The sequence below is a fragment of the Rhizobium sp. TBD182 genome (genome assembly GCF_001950375.1).
Lineage (GTDB): Bacteria > Pseudomonadota > Alphaproteobacteria > Rhizobiales > Rhizobiaceae > Agrobacterium > Agrobacterium tumefaciens.
The window spans coordinates 305,861-327,390 of record NZ_BDLN01000005.1; the positions used below are offsets into that span (position 1 = coordinate 305,861).

Consider the following 21,530-nt stretch of genomic DNA (forward strand, 5'->3'; position numbering starts at 1 on the left):
CGGGCGGACCACCTTGACTAAAGTGCCGGTTTTTCGGGTTTATCCTTCGGCTTGGCCATCAATTTCTCCAGGAAACCGAGCATGACCGCCGATACGACAAAGGCCAGATGGATGATGGTGAACCACATCAACTGGCTGTCCGTATACTGACTGGCGTTGAGGAATATCTGTAGCAGGTGGATCGACGAAATCGCCACAATCGACGATGCGACCTTGATTTTCAGGCTGCCGGCATCAAGCTTGCCCAGAAATGAAACCTCGTCATCCGCCTCATCGAAACGGCTAACGAAATTCTCATAGCCGGAGATCATCACCATGACGATAAGGCTCGCGACCAGCGCCGCATCGATCAGCCCGAGCATGGCGAGGATCATGTCCGATTCGTCGTAAGTGAAAACGTTTTTGGCGACCTTCAGGAATTTCAGCACGAAGGAAAATGCATAAACCGCCAGCGCCGCGACGAGCCCGAGATAAAACACGACAAGCAGCCAGCGGCTGGAGAGAATGATCCGCTCGACGAGCAGTTCAAGTGACTTCATTTCCGTATCCGATTACTTTTTTGTATATTGTTGGAGCATGCATTCTTCCGCCATCTAAACTGGCTGCGAATATCCTAGCAAGCGTCAATGTCGGGACTTTGGCCGGAACCCGGCATTTTCGGGCCTCTCCACCGGTCCGGATGCAGTCTCACGGGGCGTCACATTTTTGCCACGCACCGTTATGCTTTAAAACATGATGATAAAAGTCATATATAATATGTTGACAGTTATGATCACATTTTTTAGTCCTCAGCAATCGGCTTGCCCGTAACAAATCAAAACAGTTTCAGCCGCGACAGCAAGCGCGGCGCGTTTTTGCGCGCCATAGCTTCTGCGCGCGCCTATCCGGGGGTATTTAATGTCCATCTCGCGCACACATTCGGCGCTGTTTTTGTGCACTGCCATGTCTCTTCTGCCCTTTACCGGACCTGCGCAATCGCAGGATGCCGCGTCGCAGACGAACGACACCACCACGCTGGAGAAGATCGTGGTCAAGGGCAAGCGCGTCAAAAGCGCGAATGCAGCCGCCGACACACCGCTTGCAAGCCAGACGACGGCGGAAGACATCAGGAAGAAAGACATCGGCAGCATCAAGGACCTCGGAAACTCCACCGAGCCGGGCGTCGATTATGTGGATGCCAAGCCCGGCAGGCCCGGCGGCCTGTTCATTCGCGGTCTGGGCGGCGCCCGTGTCGTGACCCTGATCGACAATATTCCCGTTCCCTTCTTCAACAATTTCGCCCGTCAGGGACAGGCCACGACGACCCTGAGTGATACCAGTTCGAGCTTTGATTTTTCATCGCTTTCCACGGTTGACGTTGTACGCGGCGCCGATTCCAGCCGCATCGGTTCCGGCGCCCTTGGCGGCGCACTCGTTCTGCGCACGCTTGAGCCGGAAGACCTGATCGGTGAAGGCAAGGACTGGGGCGGCGTTGCCAAGACCACCTATGACAGCGAGGACAGAAGCGTCGGCGGATCGCTCGCCGTTGCAAAGAAGATCGAAAACACCTCGGTTCTGTTCCAGGGCTCCTACAAGCGCGGCAACGAAACGGACAATAAGGGCTTCGCCGATATCTACGGAACCCGCCGCACCAAGCCCAACCCGGCAGATACCTACGAAAGCAACCTGATGTTCAAGATCCGCCAGGATCTGGAAGGCGGCCACCGCATCGGACTTACGGCCGAGCGTTATTCATTGAGAGATCGCAGCGACATGCGAACCCTGCAAGGCGTCAGCGTATCGGGATCGACTTACCGTATTGGCGACTACAGCGGCTACGAGGATACGGAGCGCGACCGCGTATCGCTTGATTACGAATATGAAGCGCCGTCGACAGACAGCCTGATCGATGCAGCCAATCTGTCGCTCTACTGGACGCGCCTCTCCAAGGAATCCGGCGCTGGCAACCGGCTGACCAACAACTCGCTCTATATCCGCGAAGACAGCATGCGCAACAGCGCTTTCGGCATCGTCGGCGGCCTTGAATCCGGCTTCGAACTTGGCGGCGTGCAGCACACCGTGCGCTTCGGCGGCAACGCCATGACAACCGATTTCAGCCAAGCGCTTTATGCCAACACAGGCGGAGTGACCTCATCGTCACAGTCGGACATGCCTGACGTGAGCGGCAAGAGCCTTGGCCTCTATCTCGATGACGAAATCGCGTTTGGAAACGGTTTCAGGCTGACCCCCGGACTGCGCTTCGATTCCTACGATTACGATCCGGATGGCTCGGTATCTAGCAACAGCGGTTACAACACCTTCGGCCTGCCAAGCGGCAATAGCGGTTCGCGCTTCTCGCCCAAGCTGCTCGCGACATACGACGTGACGCCGGAATTGCAGCTCTTCGCACAATGGTCGATGGCCTATCGCGCTCCGACCATCAACGAGCTTTATCTGAACTTCTCGAATATCAGCTCCGGTTATGCCGTGGTCGGCAACTCCGCACTCAACCCCGAAACCAGCAACGGCTTTGAAATCGGCGCCAATTACGCATCCGGCGATCTGACGGGGAGCCTGACGCTGTTCCACAACAAGTACAAAAACTTCATCGAGCAATACACGACCTCGACGACGCTGTTCCCCGGCTTCGGCGGCAGGGGCAACGGATCGCTCTTCACCTATCGCAACCGCAACAATGTTGAAATCTCCGGCGTGGAAGCCAAGGTCCGCAAGGAACTCGCAAACGGCTTCTTCGCCCATGCGTCGCTTGCTTATGCTTATGGCAAAGACACAGACAGCAACGAATTCATCCGCACGGTGGCGCCGTTCAAGTCCGTCCTCGGCGTCGGCTACGCACAGGAGACATGGGGCACGGAATTCACGGGCATCTTCTCCTCGCATATGCGTGACGACAAGGTGGCCACAACATACGACGCACCCGGTTACGGCATATTCAACCTGACCGGCTGGTGGGAACCGGAACAGACCAAGGGCCTGCGTATTCAGGCCGGCGTCTACAACCTGTTCGACAAGCAATACTGGAACGCCGTCGGCGTTCGTGACGTCAACCCCAATGCCGTCAGTACCGTCAACCAGCCTGTCGACTTCTATACGGAAGCGGGACGCACCTTCAAAATCTCTCTGACCCAGAAATTCTAAACCCGGTCGGAACGTCATCTCCAGTCGGGGCGGCCTTCGGGTCGCCCCCTTTTTATCAGCGGCAGTAGAGATAACCTCCCTTTCGCTCCAGCACGTCGAGATGCAGGTGATCCTGATGGGTCGCGTCACTGCCGGGGGAAAGAACGGTGCGGAAGAACAGGCAGGCGGCGGCTGTAATCGTCCGCTGGAAGGCACCTTCCACCGTTCCATCCTCGCCGCGCGGCTTCATCACCAGCGGATCGCCCTTGTCAAAGGCGATGGTGGAAATATCGACAGCATTGCCCTTGGCATGTTCGGAAATCTTGCCGGTTTCGGCACTGTTGCGGTTGCGGCAAATATAGGTCGAGGCATTGGCAATCGCCGTTACCTTTTTGTCCGGCAGGGCGAGAGCCGCAGCCGGCAGCATCATCTCCTTTGTCCAGCGCGATAGCGCAAGGGCCGTTTCGCAGCGCATGGTGCCAGATGGTTCAAGCTTGATGCCCGGCAGCACCACGGAAAGCTCGATCGGCGCTTCGATACCGCACCCCTGCTCTTCGTCGCGGATCGGCTCGAGCTCTTTGAATTCCGCGCCGATTTCCTTCAATGCGCCAAGGCAGGCCTGAAGCTCTGCCGGGTCTTCCGGCTTCACAGGCTCCGGCGGTTTTTCCTCGGGTTTCGTTGCTTCGACAGCCGGAGCTACCGTCTCACCGCCGTTTTGCCCCTTGTCGTCTTTCTTCTTGTCCTCGGCACCCTTCCCTTCCGCGTCGGATTTTCCTTCTTCAGGCGGTTGCGGCTTAGGGGTCGGTTTCGGTGTGTCTTCGGGCGTTTGCGCGCCCTTATCGGCCGGCTTTTCCGTTGTGGCAGGTGCTTGCTGTTCGCCAGGCTTCGGCTGTGGCACCGGCACCTGTGGCGGCGGTTCGGAAGCGGAAATAAGAGCGAGACTCGTCATCAGAAGACACAGGCGATGAAGCATTTTCCGGGGCACTCCTGACTGTTTCGGCAGGACAGGAACGCAACTCGCGCCGGTAAGGTTCATTCCGTCGCCGGAATCCGCTTGCCAAGGCGAATTGTGCAGGCTAACAATTTTCCCATGAACATCGTGTCTATGAACATTGCTAACTGGTGGTGGAGCAGCTTTACGCGGCCTTGACCAGTCATGTCTTCAGACAAAGTCCAAGCCGCCCGAATTTTCAGGCGGCTTTTTTGTTATTCTGCCGCCTGTCATCGGGCCTGAAAAACGGGAAGTGCGAAAGAAATGGTAACGATCATTCAGGATGACGGAGCGGAAACCTACGAGACGAAAGGCGGCATAAAGGTCAGCCGAAAGCGTCGCGCCGCCGAATATGCCAGCGCCATCGACAACTACATCGAAAAGCTCGATGCCCATCGCGGCGCGGTTTTCTCGTCCAACTACGAATATCCGGGCCGCTACACGCGCTGGGATACGGCCATCATCGATCCGCCGCTCGGCATTTCCTGCTTCGGTCGCCAGATGTGGATCGAAGCCTATAACGGTCGCGGCGAAGTACTGCTCGACTTCATCACCGAAAAGCTGAAGGCGACGCCCGATCTGACGCTTGGCGCATCCTCCGTCCGCCGTCTCGACCTCACGGTCAACGAGCCGGACCGCGTCTTTACAGAAGAAGAACGCTCGAAAATCCCGACCGTCTTCACGGCGCTGCGCGCCATCGTCGACCTGTTCTATTCGAATGCGGATTCGGCCATCGGCCTGTTCGGCGCCTTCGGTTACGATCTCGCTTTCCAGTTCGACGCGATCAAGCTTTCGCTCGCGCGCCCGGAAGACCAGCGCGACATGGTGCTGTATCTGCCCGACGAAATTCTCGTCGTGGACCATTATTCCGCCAAGGCCTGGATCGACCGTTACGATTTCGAGAAGGACGGAGTAACGACGGACGGCAAGTCCTCAGAGATCGCGCCCGATCCCTTCAAGACCACCGACACGATCCCGCCCAAGGGCGATCACCGTCCCGGCGAATATTCCGAGCTGGTGGTGAAAGCCAAGGAAAGCTTCCGACGCGGCGATCTGTTCGAGGTCGTTCCCGGCCAGAAGTTCATGGAGCGCTGCGAAAGCAATCCATCGGCGATCTCCCGCCGCCTGAAGGCGATCAACCCCTCGCCCTATTCCTTCTTCATCAATCTCGGTCATCAGGAATATCTGGTCGGTGCTTCGCCGGAAATGTTCGTGCGAGTCTCCGGCCGTCGCATTGAGACCTGCCCGATTTCAGGCACCATCAAGCGTGGCGACGACCCGATTGCCGACAGCGAGCAGATCCTGAAGCTGCTGAATTCGAAAAAGGACGAGTCCGAACTGACCATGTGCTCGGACGTGGACCGCAACGACAAGAGCCGCGTCTGCGAGCCGGGTTCGGTGAAGGTCATCGGCCGCCGCCAGATCGAGATGTATTCGCGCCTTATCCACACGGTCGACCACATCGAGGGCCGTCTGCGCGATGACATGGATGCCTTCGATGGCTTCCTCAGCCACGCCTGGGCCGTCACCGTCACCGGCGCACCGAAGCTCTGGGCCATGCGCTTCATTGAAAGCCATGAAAAGAGCCCACGCGCCTGGTATGGCGGTGCAATCGGCATGGTCGGTTTCAACGGCGACATGAATACCGGGCTTACGCTGCGCACCATCCGTATCAAGGATGGCATCGCGGAAGTCCGCGCGGGTGCGACGCTTCTCAATGATTCCAATCCGCAGGAAGAAGAAGCCGAAACCGAACTGAAGGCATCCGCCATGATCGCGGCCATTCGCGATGCAAAAGCTACAAACTCGGCCGCCACGAAGCGCGATGCCGCCAAGGTAGGCACCGGCGTCAAGATCCTGCTGGTCGATCACGAAGACAGTTTCGTGCACACGCTGGCGAATTATTTCCGCCAGACGGGCGCCACGGTTTCCACCGTCAGAACGCCGGTTGCAGCGGAGGTCTTCGACCGCTTCCAGCCCGATCTCGTCGTGCTTTCACCCGGACCGGGCAGCCCGACGGATTTCGACTGCAAGGCGACGATCAAGGCCGCCCGCGCCCGCGAGTTGCCGATCTTTGGCGTGTGCCTCGGTCTTCAGGCGCTGGCGGAAGCCTATGGCGGCGAACTTCGCCAACTTGCGGTACCAATGCACGGCAAGCCCTCACGCATCCGCGTGCTGGAGCCAGGCCTGGTCTTCTCCGGTCTCGGCAAGGAAGTGACCGTGGGTCGCTACCACTCGATCTTCGCCGACCCTTCCACCCTTCCGCGTGATTTCATCATCACCGCGGAAAGTGAAGACGGCACGATCATGGGCATCGAACACGCCAAGGAACCGGTAGCCGCCGTTCAGTTCCACCCGGAATCGATCATGACCCTCGGCCAGGATGCCGGCATGCGCATGATCGAGAACGTCGTGGTGCATCTCACCCGCAAGGCGAAAACCAAGGCAGCGTAAACATCCTGCATCGGCGGCGTCACTTCGGCGCCGCCGGGCAAGCCTCAAACAGCGCGACTTCGAGATCGCCTGCTGCCTAGCTACGCGGCAGCGATGTGGAAATGCACAGCGCGAATTTCTTCAAAAGTTGCATGTCGAAGTGGCCTTCCCGGCGCAACATCCACGTCAGCGCTTCGTTTGCCGTCCACGGCTTCTTGTAGGGCCGAACCGAGGTTACGGCGTCATAGACATCGCAGATCGCCGCAATGCGCGCGTAAAGACTGATCTCGTTTCCGGCGCAGCCGCTGGGATAACCGCCGCCATCAATGCGCTCGTGATGATTGAAGCAGACATCCAGAACCATGGCCGGCATCTGCTCGTTGCGAGACAAGATATCCCGACCGAACGTTGGATGAAGATTGATGATTTCCCGCTCGGTGGCGCTTAACCCTTCCGCCTTGTTGAGGATCGATGAAGGAATTTCCACCTTGCCGATATCGTGCAGCAGGCCGCTGATGCCGAGCAGATCGACCGTTTCCTTGTCCAGCCCGAGATAATTGCCAAAATGGATCATCAACCCGCTGACCGAAACCGAATGCACGAAGGTCGTCTCGTCCTTCGACTTCAACCGGGTAACCCCGATGAAAATCGCCGGGTTCGACTGGACCGCATCGGAAATCTTGCCGGCCGCCGCTGTCATGCCCTTGAGGGACACGCAGCCACCGGCTTCGGCAACGGCAAATGTCTCGGCAATGGCATCGGCGGCAGAGCGCACGGCATGGGTAATGGCAGCCATGGTTTCGGGGCCATTGTTTAATCGCGGCGGGACGGTTCCAGAGTACGGCCTACCCTCGATATCGTTTCCCTTGGCCGTATTTATGATGATGCTTTCAGCGCCGCTCAATTTCAATTGACGCATCAACTCTTCATGGCGCAGAAGAAATCGATATCGCTGCAAAAATTCGCTGTTCGAAAGCGCTCCCTCGACCGCTTCGATAAACATGCCAACCGTCAATTGCTGGGTAGAAATTCGTTTGAGCATCAGACGCTTTTATTTTCCTTCCCGGGAATGGTAACCTCCGCTGGCAATTGCTGAAAAGACCGGAACCAACCGGTATTCCTCCAAGGGTAAGTTACGTATTCCTAACATTGTTCAATTTTGGAACTTAAACATAAGATAGCACGAATATGAAAATTTTTTACTCTGGATATATTTAAAACGCAAAGAATCAATTCGATTAAGTCAAGAAACAACCTAAGAATGTAAATACTGAAAATTCTCGCGAACGACGTAAACCAGGAGCCGAAGAAAAGCCGCATGAATTCGAAACTTGAAACGCGCATCGATCAGGGTACGGGCCGTGAACCGGCAGATATAGTTCTCAAGGGCGGACGATTCTTCGACCTCGTAACTGGAGAACTTGTTGCCTCCGACATCGCCATCTGCGGCGATACCATCGTTGGAACTTGCGAAAGCTACAAGGGTCGCCGGGAAATCGACATTTCGGGGAAAATCGTCGTTCCAGGTTTCATCGATACCCATCTCCACATCGAATCATCGCTGGTGACGCCGCACGAATTCGACCGCTGCGTTCTGCCCTACGGCGTTACCACCGCCATCTGCGACCCGCATGAGATCGCCAATGTTCTGGGCGCGGAGGGGCTTCGGTTCTTCCTGGACAGTTCCATGGAAACCATCATGGACATCCGCGTGCAGCTCTCGTCCTGCGTGCCCGCAACCCATCTGGAAACCTCGGGCGCCGATCTGCCGATCGAAAAACTGCTGCCGTTCCGTGATCATCCGAAGGTTATCGGCCTTGCCGAATTCATGAATTTTCCGGGTGTCATCCACAAAGACCCGGTATGCATGGCAAAACTCGAAGCCTTTCAGGGACAGCATATCGACGGACACGCGCCGCTTCTGTCGGGAACGGCGCTGAACGGATATCTGGCAGCCGGCATCCGCACCGAACATGAGTGCACCAGCGCTGCCGAGGCTTTGGAAAAGATCCGCAAGGGCATGCATATTCTCGTGCGCGAAGGCTCGGTCTCAAAAGACCTGCACGCCCTGATGCCTGTTATCACCGAGCGTCTGTCGCCTTATCTTGCGCTTTGCACCGATGACCGCAACCCACTCGACATCGCCGAACAGGGTCATCTCGATTATATGATCCGCACTGCAATCGCCAACGGCGTGGAACCGCTCGCCATCTACCGCGCCGCCTCGATTTCCGCCGCAAAGGCCTTCGGCCTGCGCGATCGCGGTCTTATCGCACCGGGCTGGCGCGCCGACCTCGTGGTGATCGACACCTTGCAGAACTGCAAAGCTGGCATGGTCTTCTCCGGCGGCCGTATCGTCGATGACGCGCTGTTTGCCACCCGCAAGCCGGTCGCGCCCGTCGGTCTTGACAGCGTCAAGGCAAGACCCGTGCTCGCCGCCCATTTCGGCGTGCCGGTCGCGCAAGGCGAGACCCCGGTGATGGGCGTGCTCCCCGGCAAGATCATCACCGAACATCGCCGCTACACGCTGCCGACGGACGGCAACCAGACGACTGTCGATCTCGCAAACGACATCATCAAGGTCGCCGTCATCGAGCGCCATGGCAAGAACGGCAACCACGCCAACGGCTTCGTGCAGGGCTTCGGGCTGAAGAAGGGCGCCATCGCCTCCACTGTCGGTCATGACAGCCACAATATCTGCGTTGTCGGCGTTAACGAGGACGACATGGCGCTGGCCGCCAACCGGCTCGGCGAAATCAAGGGCGGTTTCGTGGTGGTCGAAGACGGCAAGGTGACGGGCGAGATTGCGCTCCCGGTGGCCGGGTTGATGAGCCTCGAACCTTACGAAACGGTGCGAGACACGCTCCACACCCTGCGAAAGGCAGCCTATGCGCTCGGCACGACGCTCGAGGAGCCCTTCCTGCAGGTGGCTTTCCTGCCGCTACCCGTCATCCCGCACCTGAAGATTTCCGACATGGGCATGGTGGATGTGGATCGGTTTGCACTGATCTGACGATGGAGTTTATCGGCCGGAAACAGCGTAATCTGCTTATGCCGCGTTTCTGAGATGGCGCGAGCCGTCTCAGGTTTTCGTTTCTGCAGGCCAGGTCACGTAGTAATATTTGCCCGCGACCCTGCCAAAATAGGCGTGGTTGCCCGTCGTCTTGTCGACATAGCTGCCACTTACATCCTTGGAAAGAAGGCCGCTTTCGTTACGTTTGAGCTGCGAGTTCAGGAAATCCGCCCAGTTGGTCTTGGCGATATCCGTAGCGGTTGTCGACCTGGCGTTTTTCTGACTCGGATCCCATGCGCTGATAGATTTGCCCTGCGTGGGGTCCGAGATCTGCAAGCGCCCGCCCGCAAGAGCACTCATCATCGATTGGGAACGCAGGTATTGCGCCGGATCGTCCCCCGCTGTCGAAAGCTTGACCTTCAGATTTCGCATAAAGCCTGATGACGCGAGATATTCGATTGACGACATTTTTGGCGGTGCATTCGTTGTGGATGCGCTGACTGACGATTGTCCGGAAGCGAAAACGCTTCTGATGGATGTCGCGGGGGCAGTCTGAACCTTGGTACGTGAGGATGCGGAACTAGCGGTGGTAAGTTGACTCGAATTCTTGATCGAAACGGACATGAAAATCCCTACTTCGCTTTATAGTTATTATCCGAAAATATATAATTGTTCATTTAATAATAATCCAAACTTGCGCAAAGCTCGCCAAATTCATAAGAAATAAATAAAAAATGAACATAATATTTCGTTTTTTAGATTAAAAATGATAAATTACATCAATCAATTCAAATTTTCATACTTTTAGATAAATTAATACATAAATTAGTATGAAAATAAGTACTATCGTCTATGGGCAATTTGCATCGCGTCACCAAGTCCAACGCGGCGCAAGTTCCCGGAATAAGCATAAGAGAGCCGAGCGACGTCCGCATGAAAATGCCGGTTCAGACAAGGCGAAACGGACGGATTGCTAAATCGGCTGACTTACAGCATCGGCAAGTCATGAATGCGATGGCAGCAGCTTGCGGAAATAAACTACCCGTTCGGTCTCCTCAAACCCCAGCGCCGCGTGCATGCGGTGTGAATCGACATTGGCAATATCGGCATCGGAGGCAAGCTCACTCACACCCTTGCTGATCGCCCAGCGGGTGACCTCGGCGATCAATGCCGCGGCAACGCACTGACCGCGGAATTCTTCTTCCACATAAACGCCTTCGAGAAACGCAACAGGCGATGTATCGCATCCGTTGACATAATCCCGCCGGAGGCTGACGTCGGCGAAACCGATGGCCATTCCGACCAGATCATGGGCAATGAAACCGGCGTCGTTGTCGGAGAGGTTCTGCAATTCCGCCCTGTGTTCGGCAACAGAGGCATCGGGCCATAAACGGTGGCGCAAAAGGCACCAGTCATCCAGAGATGCTGAGGCGTGCCTGATGGAAAATTGCAGGCTCAAGCGACGACCCCGCAAAACACGTCCAACCCCTCAAGCTTCACAATTCCGGCGTCGAACAGCGGCTCAAAACCCGGCATCGGCAGGATATCCGTGACCTCCATACCCTTCGGGACAGGGAATTCCACCGCCTCACGGGTCAGGTTGAAAACGAACAGCAGCTTTTCGTCACCCTTGTGGCGCGTGAAGGCCAGCACGTCGAGATTGGTCTTGATGAAGTCCATATCGCCGTCGCGCAATGCTCCATGGGTTTTGCGGAAGGACAAGACCGCGCGGTAGTGGTTAAGAACCGAGTCCGGCTTGCGCTCCTGCGCATCCGCCGCCTGCATGGCGTGGGCATAGGGCACCGGCAGCCACGGCTTTTCCGCGCTTGAAAAACCCGCATTCGGTTTGCCGGTTTCCCACACCATCGGCGTGCGGCACCCGTCACGCCCCTTGAAGGCGGGCCAGAAGCGAATGCCGTAGGGGTCACGCAAATCCTCGAAGGCCAGTTCGGCCTCGGTCAGGCCCAGCTCCTCACCCTGATACAGACATATCGAGCCGCGCAGGCTGGCGAGAACGCAGATGGCGAGCTTCGCAACCCGCGTCTGCTCCTCAGAGCCTTCGGAAAACCGGCTCAGATGGCGCACCACATCGTGGTTGGAAAAAGCCCAGCACACCCAGCCATCCGTCACCACCTTGCCAAAGGTCTCGACCGAGCCCCGCAGGTGTTTTGCGCTGAAATCCGGGCCAAGCAGATCGAAGGTATAGCACATGTTGAGTTTATCATTGCCGGATGTGTAGGCCGCGACCGTCTTCAGCGAGCGTGCGCCGTCCCCCACCTCGCCCACGGTGGCGCGGCCCTCATATTCATCGAGAAGCGCGCGGAGGCGCTGGAGGAAGGCCACGTTTTCTGGCCGCGTCTTGTCGTAGAGATGATCCTGCATGCCGTAAGGATTGACGTCGGACGCATCGAGGCCAAAGCTTTCGTCGTCCAAAAGCGGCGGGTTGTCGCGCAACAGCTTGTCGTGGAAATAGTGATTGACGGTATCGAGACGAAAACCGTCCACGCCGCGATCGAGCCAGAACCGTACGGTTTCCAGAAGCGCATCCTGAACATCCGGATTGTGAAAATTGAGATCCGGCTGCGAGGCGAGAAAGCTGTGCATGTAATATTGCTTGCGCACGCCATCCCATTCCCATGCCGGCCCGCCGAACACGGAAAGCCAGTTGGTGGGCGCCGTGCCATCCGGTTTGGGATTGGCCCAGACATACCAGTCCGCCTTGCTGTTGATGCGGCTTGCACGGCTGTCCACGAACCAGGGATGCTTATCGGATGTATGCGAAATCACCTGGTCGATGATAACTTTCAGCCCCAGCCGGTGCGCCTCGGCCGTCAATGCATCGAAATCGGCAAGCGTGCCGAACATCGGATCGACATTGCAATAATCGGAAACGTCATAGCCCATATCGGCCATGGGGGAGGTGAAGAAAGGCGAGAGCCAGATGGCATCGACGCCGAGCGAGGCGATGTAGGACAGCCGCTTCGTCACCCCGGCAAGATCGCCGTAACCGTCCCCGGTCGTATCCTGAAAGGATCGCGGATATACCTGATAGATCACCGCCCCCTTCCACCAGTCCGATTGCGCTTGGGATTTGTGGACCGGGGCATGGGTTGTCGGCATGAGCGATCTCCTGATGAGGGTTGGTCCGAGAATATAAAGCAGCTGTCCCTGCGTAAACCGGAACTTCGCAAATGCCCAAAATCACCTCGAAGCGGGCTTGTCAGGCACCTCCTGTCGTCGTAATCCCGAAGGTAAAGTAAGTGGAGGATGACGGCGTGGGCGGACGGTTTCTGTCGATTGGCGAATGTATGGTGGAACTGTCGCAGGCCGGAAACGGGCTGCTGCGCAAGGGTTTTGCCGGTGATACCTTCAATACAGCATGGTATGCACGTGCCTGCCTGCCAGAAGACTGGTCCGTCGATTATTTCACGGCACTCGGCGACGATCCTCTTTCGCAGGACATGCTGGCCTTCATTGCAGATGCCGGTATCGGCACGGAAAAAATCCGCCGCATCAAGGGCGGCACACCCGGCCTTTACCTCATCAACCTCAAGGATGGTGAGCGCACCTTCAGCTATTGGCGCAACGCCGCCGCAGCAAGGCAACTCGCAGCAGATGCGGACCACCTGCGCAAGACGGTGGAAAGCGCCGACGTCATCTATTTTTCCGGTATCACGCTCGCCATTCTCGCCTCGCCGCACGATGTCGATACTTTCCTTGCGGAACTGCGCCGCGCCAAGGCAGCGGGCAAGCCCGTGGTCTTCGACCCGAACATCCGCCCGCGCCTCTGGTCCGACAAGGACACGATGCTGGAGACGATTACCAACGGCGCACGCGCCGCAACGCTGGTAATGCCAAGTTTCGATGACGAAGCCAGCCATTTTGGTGACACATCCGTCGAGGCCACAATCGAGCGTTACCGTGCGCTCGGCGTCGCCAACATCGTCGTCAAGGATGGCGCAAAGGGTGCGACACTCGATTTCAGCGGCGCACGCAGCCACGCTCCGGCGGTAGAAGCCGTGGATGTGGTGGATACGACAAGTGCAGGCGACAGTTTCAACGGCGCGTTTCTCGCCCGATATGTAACCGGCAGTTCGTCGCATGACGCCGCCGTCTTTGCCGCACGGGCAGCGGCAACCGTCATCGGCCATCACGGCGCGCTGATCAGCCCCGAGCTTCTTCCGCTGGTCGGATGATGCCAGACGGAACCGGCTTCCTGATACCTGTGCTTGTCACAGGGATGACCAGGAGAGCGCATTACGGACAAGAGCAAGCTTGTGTGCGCAAAGGACACTTCTCTACCCTTATCCGCCCTGACATGATCCTGTAACACGCACGCCGCATATACGGGCGGAAGCCGGGTGGTGGGGAATCGCCCGCGCGCAGTCGAGCAGGATCGGTGTTTCATGACGAGAATCACGATTGTCACAGATGCCTGGCACCCGCAGGTCAACGGCGTGGTTCGTTCCATCGAAAATACCAATACGGAACTCGCGCGGCTGGGCGTGGATGTGCACATGGTGACACCACAGAGTTTCTACAGCATCCCCTGCCCGACCTATCCGGAAATTCGCCTGTCAGTCGCCGGCTATCGCCGTGTCGCGGCGGAGATTGAAAAAAGCCAGCCCTCCTTCGTCCACATCGCCACCGAGGGTCCGCTGGGTTTCATGGCGCGGCGCTGGTGCGTGAAGAACAGGATGCGTTTTTCCACCAGCTATCACACCCGCTTTCCCGAATATGTCGCGGCGCGCTTCCCGATCCCAGAAAGCTGGCTTTACGCTTTCGTGCGCTGGTTTCACAATGGCGGCAACACCTGCATGGTGGCGACGCCAAGCCTGGAGACCGAGCTTGAGGCCCGCGGGGTTCGCAACTTGAAGCGCTGGAGCCGCGGCATCGATGCCGAACTGTTCCATCCACGTCCGAAAACGTCGCTGCCTTTCGATCTGCCAAGACCGATCTTCATGACGGTCGGTCGTGTGGCGGTGGAAAAGAACCTGCCTGAATTCCTCGACCTCGAGCTGCCCGGATCGAAGGTCGTGATCGGCGATGGCCCGGCCCGCCATGAATTGCAGGAAAAATATCCGGACGTGCTGTTTACCGGCATCAAGACCGGGGAAGAACTCGCGGCTGCCTATGCGCAGGCCGATGTCTTCGTTTTCCCGTCCAAGACCGACACATTCGGCAACACCATTCTGGAAGCGCTGGCGAGCGGTGTGCCGGTGGCCGCCTTCCCCGTTACCGGGCCGATCGACATTCTCGGCGGCAATCCCGGGGCAGGCGCGCTGAATGACAATCTTCGCGACGCGTGTCTTGCAGCGCTCCATTGTTCATCACAGGAGGCTCTGGCGCTTTCCAAAAGCTACAGCTGGGAAAAGGCATCGCGGCAATTCCTTGACAACGTCATACACGCCGCCGGAAAATCCCTGCCGCTTTTGTCCCGCTCACGACTTGCCTGACGTGGAGACACATTCATCCCCCACATTTTATCGGGGAACGGTGGACGAAACAAAGCAGGAGTGTCACAAGACGATCTGGACGCGACCGCCGTTATCTTTAGAACGGGGTCGGGCTGCTGATTGACGTCAGGCGGCTGCCGCGAGATCACGCTGGCCGTCCTAATTTCACAAAGACTTATCCCGTCTCAGATCACCACGCGCCGACGAGCGCCTGGCCGGAAAGCGGCACCGTCCGCGCCTTGCCGTTCCGCTCCGTGACCGAAAGCGACGGGGACATCTGTTTCGGCGACTTGCGGAACCAGTTTGCGGCGACGCTCGCCAGATCGCCGATCATCGCCTGTTTGTGCCAGTCGGCAAAACGCCGCGCGGTGGCTTCCGGCTCGGAGCGGTAGAAGAAATCGCCGGAATGATCGAGATCGTTGATGGAAGCCGCCATGGCCGATAGCGGACGCTGAAACATCTTCGGGGGCACGGAAAGTTCGCGTGCGCTCTGCGAAAAAGCGGGCGCCATGAAATCGATAGCCCATCCGTCCGCTTCGACCCAGCAATGGAAATTATCGCCAGCGCCCGTCACGTAACCATCGTCACGATGGTCCGCGAAAAGCATGATTGTTCCGCCCAGATTATAAGCGGCAAGCCCGCCCTTCGGCACAGCTTTCACCTTGTAATGCTGCTGAAGGATGAAGGCGCCGAAGGTGCTGAAATACATGCAGGCCGTAGCCGGGTCGGCATTGTCGTTGACGAGCAGGCTGTTGATGACGCGGTAAATCCGGTGATAGTCGGTCTGCTTGATCAACATGGTTTTCTACTCGCCAGTTTTATGATTATCGGAAGGCAACGGGAGAGACCGGTTCACCGTCGATCTCGATATTGGTGAGACCTCGGCCCCACGCGACGTCATCCTCGGGCTTGTCCCGAGGATCTACCTCCCGAGTCGCAAAATCGAAAGTTTGCAGATTCTCGGGACTAGCGCGAGAATAATGGAGGAGAGGTTTTCAGCAGCCGATTACCGCCTCTTCTTCGCCTTGCTCTCGAATGGATTGTCCGAGCCACGATAATGCACGCGGATCGGCACGCCCGGCATGTCGAAATCCTTGCGCAGACCGTTCACGAGGTAGCGCGTGTAGCTCTCCGGAATTGCTTCCGGTCGGGTGCAGGAAATCATGAAGGCCGGCGGGCGCGCCTTTACCTGCGTCATGTATTTCAGCTTGAGGCGGCGGCCGGAAACGGCTGGCGGCGGATGCTGCGTGGTCTGCGCATCGAGCCAGCGGTTGAGCTTGGCGGTCGAGATGCGGCGGTTCCAGATCTTGTCGGTATCGATGATGTTCTGCATCAACCGGTCAAGGCCATAGCCCGTCTGGCCGGACATCGGCACGGCGCGAATGCCGCGGGCCTGCGGCAGAAGCCGCTCGGTCTTTTCACGCAGATCGGCCAGAAACGCCTGCGGATCTTCAACCAGATCCCATTTGTTGAAGGCAAGCACGGCGGCGCGGCCTTCGCGGATAACGAGATCGACCAGCTGCAGGTCCTGCTTTTCGAACGGAATGGTGCTGTCGAACACGATCACCACCGTTTCGGCGAAACGAATGGAGCGCAGGGAATCCGCGACCGAGAGCTTCTCCAGCTTCTCCGTCACCCTGGCCTTGCGGCGCATTCCGGCCGTGTCGAACATCTTGATGGTGCGGCCGCGCCAGTCCCACTCGACGGAAATACTGTCGCGGGTAATGCCCGCTTCCGGGCCGGTTAGCAGGCGGTCTTCACCAAGGAAACGGTTGATGAGGGTGGACTTGCCCGCATTCGGTCGGCCGATGATGGCGACACGCAGCGGCTTGGTCTCGTCATAAACAGGCTCTTCTTCTTCCTCTTCCTCGCTGCCGGGCTCAGTGCGCGGAAGAACGATATCGGTCTCCGCCTCATCCACTTCAGGCGGGAAGGCAACGTCTTCGCCAATCGCCTCGACGATGGCGTCGCGCAGGTCGATCATGCCCTGGCCATGTTCGGCAGAGATGGCGCACGGATCGCCAAGACCAAGCGTAAAGGCATCGTAGAAGCCCGCATCGGAACCGCGCGCCTCGGACTTGTTGGCCACCAGAACCACCGGCTTGCCACGACGGCGCAGCATTTCGGCCAGCGTTTCATCGGCGGGCGTCAGGCCTGCCTTGGCGTCAACGACAAAAAGCGTCACATCGGCTTCGTCGATCGCCGCTTCAGTCTGCGCCCACATGCGGCCCTGAAGCGTCTCCGGCCCGGATTGCTCCAGACCGGCGGTATCGATGATGGTGAAACGAAGGTCGACAAGCTTCGCGTCGCCGGGGCGGCGGTCACGGGTCACGCCCGGCGTATCGTCGACAAGCGCCAGCTTCTTTCCGACCAGACGGTTGAAAAGCGTGGACTTGCCGACATTGGGGCGCCCGACTATGGCGACGGTGAAGCTCATTGATCGTTAATCCTTGGAGGTGGGAAAGCCGTGTTAGACAGCTTTGCCCGAAGCAGTGATATTGTCGAGCATGATCTGCGCGCGGTTCGTCACATTGCGTGGCGCCTGCGCGTCGCTGACGATCTGCTCGAACCATTGTTTGGCCTTGGCGAAATCGCCAGCCTTGTAGGCGGCAAGACCAAGGGCTTCGCGAGCCGATGCACGCATGGTCTGGCCTTCGCCGCTCAACGGCTCCGCAAGTGCAACGACCTGATCATACGTGCCGTTGTCAACCAGCAGCCACGCCGCGCGCACCTTCGCCGTATCGCGGAAGACCTGCGGGGCAGACGTGTCGTTGCCGATCGCGGTGAAGGCAGCGATGGCGCCGGCCGCATCGCCCTTCTGCGAAAGCAGCGTCGCAGAACGGAACTTCGCCAGCACCGGATAATTGCCATGACCGGAGGTTTCAAGATCGGCAAAGGCCTTCAGCGCTTCGTCCGTCTTGTTGTCGGAAGCAAGCTTCAGCGCCGCAATGAACTGGTCGCCGGAATTGGAAGCGCGGCTGGTGTTCCAGTATTCGTAGATGCCAGCACCGGCGGCGCCCACAACCACGAGAACGGCGGCGCCAACGACCACGATACCGTAGCGGCCCCAGAAACGGGAAAGCTGCTCGGAACGGATCTGCTCGTTCACTTCGCGGATAAAGGTATCATTTTCGTTTGCCATCAAATTCTCCGTTACCCGCGCGGAGATCGTCGCCGATCCATCCGTTCGCAGACATACCAAGCCGCTTACCCGGGTCAGCAAAAGTCCGGCCGACGGGTCATGGTCGGCCTTCTAGCCTATTTTGCCTGATATGTAAGGGGGAAACGTTGATTTCCTACATGGCGATGGGCTGAACGCCGATCAACCATTCGTGCAGTTTCAGGATGAAAGCGCCCCAGAGAACGATGCCGCCGACGATGGCCACCAGATCGTAACGGCCCGAGACGAAGGGACGGACCACTTTTTCACCCGCTCTTTCCCGGCGCTTCAGCGAAATCCGCATCACCACACCCCAGGCGAGGAACGATGCAAAGAGAAGAATCGAAGAGGTCTCTCCATTCGCCAGAAGATGGGCGAGCGCCCAGATCTTGACCGCCAGAATGAGCGGATGTTTTGTTCTGGTTGCGATGTGGCCAGCCGGGATGAGGCTGGCAATAAGACAGATCATCGCGGGCAGCATCAGGGTCACGGCGAGGTGGCTCGTCCAGACCGGCGGGTTCCACAGAAAGCCGGTTTCCTGTCGCGCCTCGCCAAACGCATAGATGACGAGACCGAGCGTTATGAGGCTTGCGAGAGAATAGACGCCCTTGAACGGTCCTTCTCCCATCTTCGCGATCATCTGCGCGCGAAATCGCGGCGCAAACACCTTCAAAAGATGCGTCAGGAAAAACAAGGCAAGACAGAGTACGAGAAAAAGCATGGAACACGGTCCCCGGTGGAACGGAATGCGGCCTCATTACCGCGACGCAGAAAAGGAATTAGGCTGAAAGACGTAAAAAAGCCAGTTTATTCAAAGCTTCGCCTTATTCCACCCGCAAAAGGCAGCGGTGTTTCACATGACGGATGCCTGATGTTTCGCCCATTGACTGCTTTTTCCCTGTCGCTATGCCTTGCCCTTCCCGCTTTTGCCGAAAATGCAGAGAAGCCGAAGCAGCTCGTCATCGTTTCTTTCGACGGTGCGGGCGACAATTCGCTGTGGGAAAGAAGTCGGGCGACGGCGAAGGAGGTCGGCGCGCATTTCACCTATTTCCTTGCCTGCACGCTGGTGATGGACCGCAAGACCAGCGCCAAGACCTATCAGGGCCCCGGCCAGAAGGCCGGGCGCTCCAATGTCGGCTTTGGCCAGTCGCCGGAAGAGGTGGAGACGCGGCTGCGCAACATCTGGTCGGCCTATCGCGAAGGCCACGAAATCGGCAATCACACCTGCGGGCATTTCGATGGCGGCCAATGGACCGCCGAGCAATGGGACGGCGAGTTCACCACCTTCACCAGCACGCTGGAAAATGCCTGGCAGATGATTGGCAAGAAGGGTGAGGAACCCGAAGGCTGGCGCGACATGGTGAAAAACATCAACGGTTTCCGCGCGCCCTATCTTTCGCAGGGGCCGGCGCTGACCGCAGCCCAGAAGAAACACGGCTTCGTTTATGACGCCACCAGCATCACCAAGGGGCCGGAATGGCCGGTGGAGCGCGACGGCATCGAACATTTCGGCCTGCCGCTGGTTCCGGAAGGCCCCGGCAATCGCCCGATCATCGCCATGGACTACAACCTCTTCATCCGCCACTCCATCGGCGTCGAGACGCCGGACCGCGCGCAGGAATTCGAGGACCGCGCCTATGCGGCGTTCCGCACCGCTTTCGACAAGCAGTATAATGGCGAACGCATCCCCCTGCAGATGGGCTTCCATTTCGTGAAGATGAATGGCGGCGCCTATTGGAACGCCTATGAGCGGCTGCTGCGCGAAGTCTGCCGCAGCGACGATGTTGCTTGCGTGAGTTACGCCGAGGCCATGCCGATCATCAAGGCGCGCAGGAAGCAGAAGACAGAGGGCTAAGGTCCCCGGATACAATGCAAAAGGGCGGCCAATCGGCCGCCCTTTTTGTTTTCCGTCAGGGCTTGTTGGCCGCCAGCTCTCCGGCTTCCGCTTCCCGCTGAAGATAACGCTCGTCGATTTCAGGCAGTGGCTTGTCATCGATCGCGGCCTCGAAAGCCACAAGACGTTTGTGGATGGACAGCAGCTCGATGATCGTGGTCCAGGAATTGACCAGATACTGGAACGAATTACTGACCTGACCGAAGGCCGTGGCGATCTGCTGGTAGATACCATAGGTGATCTTGCCCGCCACGATGGTGGGAACAAGCATCAGGAGCAGGAACACGGCATCGGCCTGAATGTAGAAATACCGCGCGACGTTGAAGTAGAGGTAGTGCCAATACATGCGGAAATAGTTTTTCCGCACATTGGAGTAAAGCTCCTTGACAGTCGGCGGCTGGGCGCGGTCGGCGTGATCCTCACCGTAGACCAGTTCCTTGCGATAGGCCGCTTCCACACGCTGGTTGCGGAAATTCAGGCCGGGCAGCTTGATGCCGACCGTCGCCAGAAGCACGGTGCCGAACACGGACCAGACAATCGCCAGCCAGAACAGCGCGTGCGGCACTTCGCCAAGGATCGGCAATTCGGAGACGTAGGACGACAGCGCAAACAGGATCGGCAGAAACACAACAAGCGTCATGACCGAATTGATCAGGGTAATACCCAACCCCTCCAGCGTGGAGGAGAACCGCATCGTATCTTCCTGAACGCGCTGCGAGGCACCTTCGATGTGGCGCAGCTTTTCCCATTTTGACATGTAGAAGTCGTTCATCGCGGTGCGCCAGCGGAAGATATAATGGCTGGTGAAGAAATCCGTGAGGATCGACACAGCCATGCTGAGAAAGGCGATCTTGGCGAAGACAATCTGAAGACTGTAAAAATCCCAGACTTCGATACCCGGCTGTTTTGACAGCGCATTTTGCAGGAGATCGCCGAAAGGCCGCCGGAAATTGTTGATGACGACGGAAATCTGAACGCCGAAATAGGTCACCGCGATAATCAGCAGCGATCCCCATATGGACCAGAACTTCCAGGGGTGATCCTTGGCGAGAACGGTCCAGACAGCCCCGAACAACACCAGGCACAATGCCAGATAGGCGTAGAAGAACAGATTGGCGGGAACCAGAAAATAGCTGAGATCGTAAGGTTCTTGCTCGGGCATCACGTAGCCCCAAGACCTGCCTAGCCCTTCAACGATGAAGTACCATCCAAGAATGGCGACAAAAGCCCAGACGATGGCGGAGGTGAAGAACAATTTCGGTTTGGGAAAGAAAGAATGAAACACGTTTCGAACTCACGCGCGTTTGAAGTCAGCCATTATTGGCGAAGCACTAGATGGCCCGAACCTAGGGCAGAAATTTGTGCACAGCAACGAAGAAGCGACGACCTTAACAAGATGTAAGGCGCAAACGGCGGATCGATCCCGCAAGGAACCCCTGAAATCGCCCCTTGTGAGGCGCAATATG

General features: G+C 57.8%; 17 protein-coding genes. 6 read left to right on the plus strand and 11 right to left on the minus strand.

Features of this window, described 5'->3' with window-relative positions:
• Positions 1 to 17: 17 nt before the first annotated feature.
• Positions 18 to 539, minus strand: a complete 522-nt coding sequence (locus tag T18_RS17400) for a TIGR00645 family protein (RefSeq protein WP_013636634.1) — start codon at positions 537 to 539, stop codon at positions 18 to 20.
• Positions 540 to 897: 358 nt separating this feature from the next.
• Between T18_RS17400 and T18_RS17405 the strand changes: the two genes are divergently transcribed.
• A complete protein-coding gene (locus tag T18_RS17405; protein ID WP_038491852.1) occupies positions 898 to 3,138 on the plus strand; it encodes a TonB-dependent hemoglobin/transferrin/lactoferrin family receptor in 2,241 nt (746 codons plus the stop codon).
• Positions 3,139 to 3,193: 55 nt separating this feature from the next.
• On the opposite strand, the gene T18_RS17410 is transcribed toward T18_RS17405, so the two are convergent.
• A complete protein-coding gene (locus T18_RS17410; RefSeq protein WP_038491856.1) occupies positions 3,194 to 4,090 on the minus strand; it encodes an extensin family protein in 897 nt (298 codons plus the stop codon).
• 282 nt (positions 4,091 to 4,372) lie between these two features.
• On the opposite strand from T18_RS17410, the gene T18_RS17415 reads away from it, so the two are divergent.
• Positions 4,373 to 6,562, plus strand: a complete 2,190-nt coding sequence (locus tag T18_RS17415; protein ID WP_003513614.1) for an anthranilate synthase — start codon at positions 4,373 to 4,375, stop codon at positions 6,560 to 6,562.
• A 76-nt stretch (positions 6,563 to 6,638) separates the two neighbouring features.
• Here T18_RS17415 and T18_RS17420 read toward each other — a convergent pair whose 3' ends face one another.
• Positions 6,639 to 7,583 (minus strand): HD-GYP domain-containing protein, encoded by a 945-nt coding sequence (locus T18_RS17420; RefSeq protein WP_003513616.1) that lies wholly within the window; start codon positions 7,581 to 7,583, stop codon positions 6,639 to 6,641.
• A gap of 276 nt (positions 7,584 to 7,859) precedes the next feature.
• On the opposite strand from T18_RS17420, the gene ade reads away from it, so the two are divergent.
• The gene (gene ade / locus T18_RS17425; RefSeq protein ID WP_019565181.1) at positions 7,860 to 9,554 is read left to right on the plus strand and encodes an adenine deaminase; all 1,695 of its coding nucleotides are present in this window, start codon (positions 7,860 to 7,862) and stop codon (positions 9,552 to 9,554) included.
• Positions 9,555 to 9,623: 69 nt separating this feature from the next.
• Here ade and T18_RS17430 read toward each other — a convergent pair whose 3' ends face one another.
• The 3 genes from T18_RS17430 to T18_RS17440 form a co-directional block, all read right to left on the minus strand.
• Positions 9,624 to 10,178: a hypothetical protein gene (locus T18_RS17430; RefSeq protein WP_038491859.1), complete on the minus strand. Its 555-nt coding sequence runs from the start codon at positions 10,176 to 10,178 to the stop codon at positions 9,624 to 9,626.
• A 379-nt stretch (positions 10,179 to 10,557) separates the two neighbouring features.
• Complete coding sequence (aac(6'), locus tag T18_RS17435) at positions 10,558 to 11,013, minus strand: aminoglycoside 6'-N-acetyltransferase (RefSeq protein ID WP_038491862.1); 456 nt, start codon at positions 11,011 to 11,013, stop codon at positions 10,558 to 10,560.
• Positions 11,010 to 12,674: an alpha-glucosidase family protein gene (locus tag T18_RS17440; RefSeq protein WP_038491865.1), complete on the minus strand. Its 1,665-nt coding sequence runs from the start codon at positions 12,672 to 12,674 to the stop codon at positions 11,010 to 11,012. Before T18_RS17440 ends, aac(6') begins: the two co-directional genes overlap by 4 nt.
• Before the next feature lie 155 nt (positions 12,675 to 12,829).
• Here T18_RS17440 and T18_RS17445 point away from each other — a divergent pair, with 155 nt between their 5' ends.
• Together T18_RS17445 and T18_RS17450 are read left to right on the plus strand one after the other, a co-directional pair.
• On the plus strand, positions 12,830 to 13,750 hold the full coding sequence (locus T18_RS17445; protein ID WP_038491868.1) for a sugar kinase: 921 nt from the start codon (positions 12,830 to 12,832) through the stop codon (positions 13,748 to 13,750).
• 210 nt (positions 13,751 to 13,960) lie between these two features.
• Positions 13,961 to 15,010 (plus strand): bifunctional monoglucosyl/glucuronosyl diacylglycerol synthase, encoded by a 1,050-nt coding sequence (locus tag T18_RS17450; RefSeq protein WP_013636642.1) that lies wholly within the window; start codon positions 13,961 to 13,963, stop codon positions 15,008 to 15,010.
• 190 nt (positions 15,011 to 15,200) lie between these two features.
• On the opposite strand, the gene T18_RS17455 is transcribed toward T18_RS17450, so the two are convergent.
• The 4 genes from T18_RS17455 to T18_RS17470 all read right to left on the minus strand — a co-directional run bounded on the left by T18_RS17455 (position 15,201) and on the right by T18_RS17470 (position 18,891).
• Positions 15,201 to 15,809: a DUF2026 family protein gene (locus tag T18_RS17455; protein ID WP_038491871.1), complete on the minus strand. Its 609-nt coding sequence runs from the start codon at positions 15,807 to 15,809 to the stop codon at positions 15,201 to 15,203.
• A 207-nt stretch (positions 15,810 to 16,016) separates the two neighbouring features.
• Positions 16,017 to 17,447 (minus strand): ribosome biogenesis GTPase Der, encoded by a 1,431-nt coding sequence (der, locus tag T18_RS17460; protein WP_003513631.1) that lies wholly within the window; start codon positions 17,445 to 17,447, stop codon positions 16,017 to 16,019.
• A gap of 33 nt (positions 17,448 to 17,480) precedes the next feature.
• The gene (locus T18_RS17465) at positions 17,481 to 18,152 is read right to left on the minus strand and encodes a tetratricopeptide repeat protein (RefSeq protein ID WP_003513632.1); all 672 of its coding nucleotides are present in this window, start codon (positions 18,150 to 18,152) and stop codon (positions 17,481 to 17,483) included.
• A 154-nt stretch (positions 18,153 to 18,306) separates the two neighbouring features.
• The gene (locus T18_RS17470) at positions 18,307 to 18,891 is read right to left on the minus strand and encodes an NnrU family protein (protein ID WP_025594211.1); all 585 of its coding nucleotides are present in this window, start codon (positions 18,889 to 18,891) and stop codon (positions 18,307 to 18,309) included.
• Between the two features lie 150 nt (positions 18,892 to 19,041).
• Between T18_RS17470 and T18_RS17475 the strand changes: the two genes are divergently transcribed.
• Positions 19,042 to 20,025 carry a polysaccharide deacetylase family protein gene (locus T18_RS17475; protein ID WP_038491875.1) on the plus strand — a complete coding sequence of 328 codons (984 nt, stop codon included), beginning with the start codon at positions 19,042 to 19,044 and terminating at the stop codon, positions 20,023 to 20,025.
• Between the two features lie 55 nt (positions 20,026 to 20,080).
• Here T18_RS17475 and sbmA read toward each other — a convergent pair whose 3' ends face one another.
• Positions 20,081 to 21,349: a peptide antibiotic transporter SbmA gene (gene sbmA / locus T18_RS17480; protein ID WP_003513636.1), complete on the minus strand. Its 1,269-nt coding sequence runs from the start codon at positions 21,347 to 21,349 to the stop codon at positions 20,081 to 20,083.
• Between the last annotated feature and the right edge of the window lie 181 nt (positions 21,350 to 21,530).

Excerpts from the sequence above, each read along its gene's own strand:
- T18_RS17400 (WP_013636634.1), bottom strand. The coding sequence starts at position 539 with ATGAAGTCACTTGAACTGCTCGTCGAGCGGATCATTCTCTCCAGCCGC.
- T18_RS17405 (WP_038491852.1), top strand. The coding sequence starts at position 898 with ATGTCCATCTCGCGCACACATTCGGCGCTGTTTTTGTGCACTGCCATG.
- T18_RS17410 (WP_038491856.1), bottom strand. The coding sequence starts at position 4,090 with ATGCTTCATCGCCTGTGTCTTCTGATGACGAGTCTCGCTCTTATTTCC.
- T18_RS17415 (WP_003513614.1), top strand. The coding sequence starts at position 4,373 with ATGGTAACGATCATTCAGGATGACGGAGCGGAAACCTACGAGACGAAA.
- T18_RS17420 (WP_003513616.1), bottom strand. The coding sequence starts at position 7,583 with ATGCTCAAACGAATTTCTACCCAGCAATTGACGGTTGGCATGTTTATC.
- ade (WP_019565181.1), top strand. The coding sequence starts at position 7,860 with ATGAATTCGAAACTTGAAACGCGCATCGATCAGGGTACGGGCCGTGAA.
- T18_RS17430 (WP_038491859.1), bottom strand. The coding sequence starts at position 10,178 with ATGTCCGTTTCGATCAAGAATTCGAGTCAACTTACCACCGCTAGTTCC.
- T18_RS17440 (WP_038491865.1), bottom strand. The coding sequence starts at position 12,674 with ATGCCGACAACCCATGCCCCGGTCCACAAATCCCAAGCGCAATCGGAC.
- T18_RS17450 (WP_013636642.1), top strand. The coding sequence starts at position 13,961 with ATGACGAGAATCACGATTGTCACAGATGCCTGGCACCCGCAGGTCAAC.
- T18_RS17455 (WP_038491871.1), bottom strand. The coding sequence starts at position 15,809 with ATGTTGATCAAGCAGACCGACTATCACCGGATTTACCGCGTCATCAAC.
- der (WP_003513631.1), bottom strand. The coding sequence starts at position 17,447 with ATGAGCTTCACCGTCGCCATAGTCGGGCGCCCCAATGTCGGCAAGTCC.
- T18_RS17465 (WP_003513632.1), bottom strand. The coding sequence starts at position 18,152 with ATGGCAAACGAAAATGATACCTTTATCCGCGAAGTGAACGAGCAGATC.
- T18_RS17470 (WP_025594211.1), bottom strand. The coding sequence starts at position 18,891 with ATGCTTTTTCTCGTACTCTGTCTTGCCTTGTTTTTCCTGACGCATCTT.
- T18_RS17475 (WP_038491875.1), top strand. The coding sequence starts at position 19,042 with ATGTTTCGCCCATTGACTGCTTTTTCCCTGTCGCTATGCCTTGCCCTT.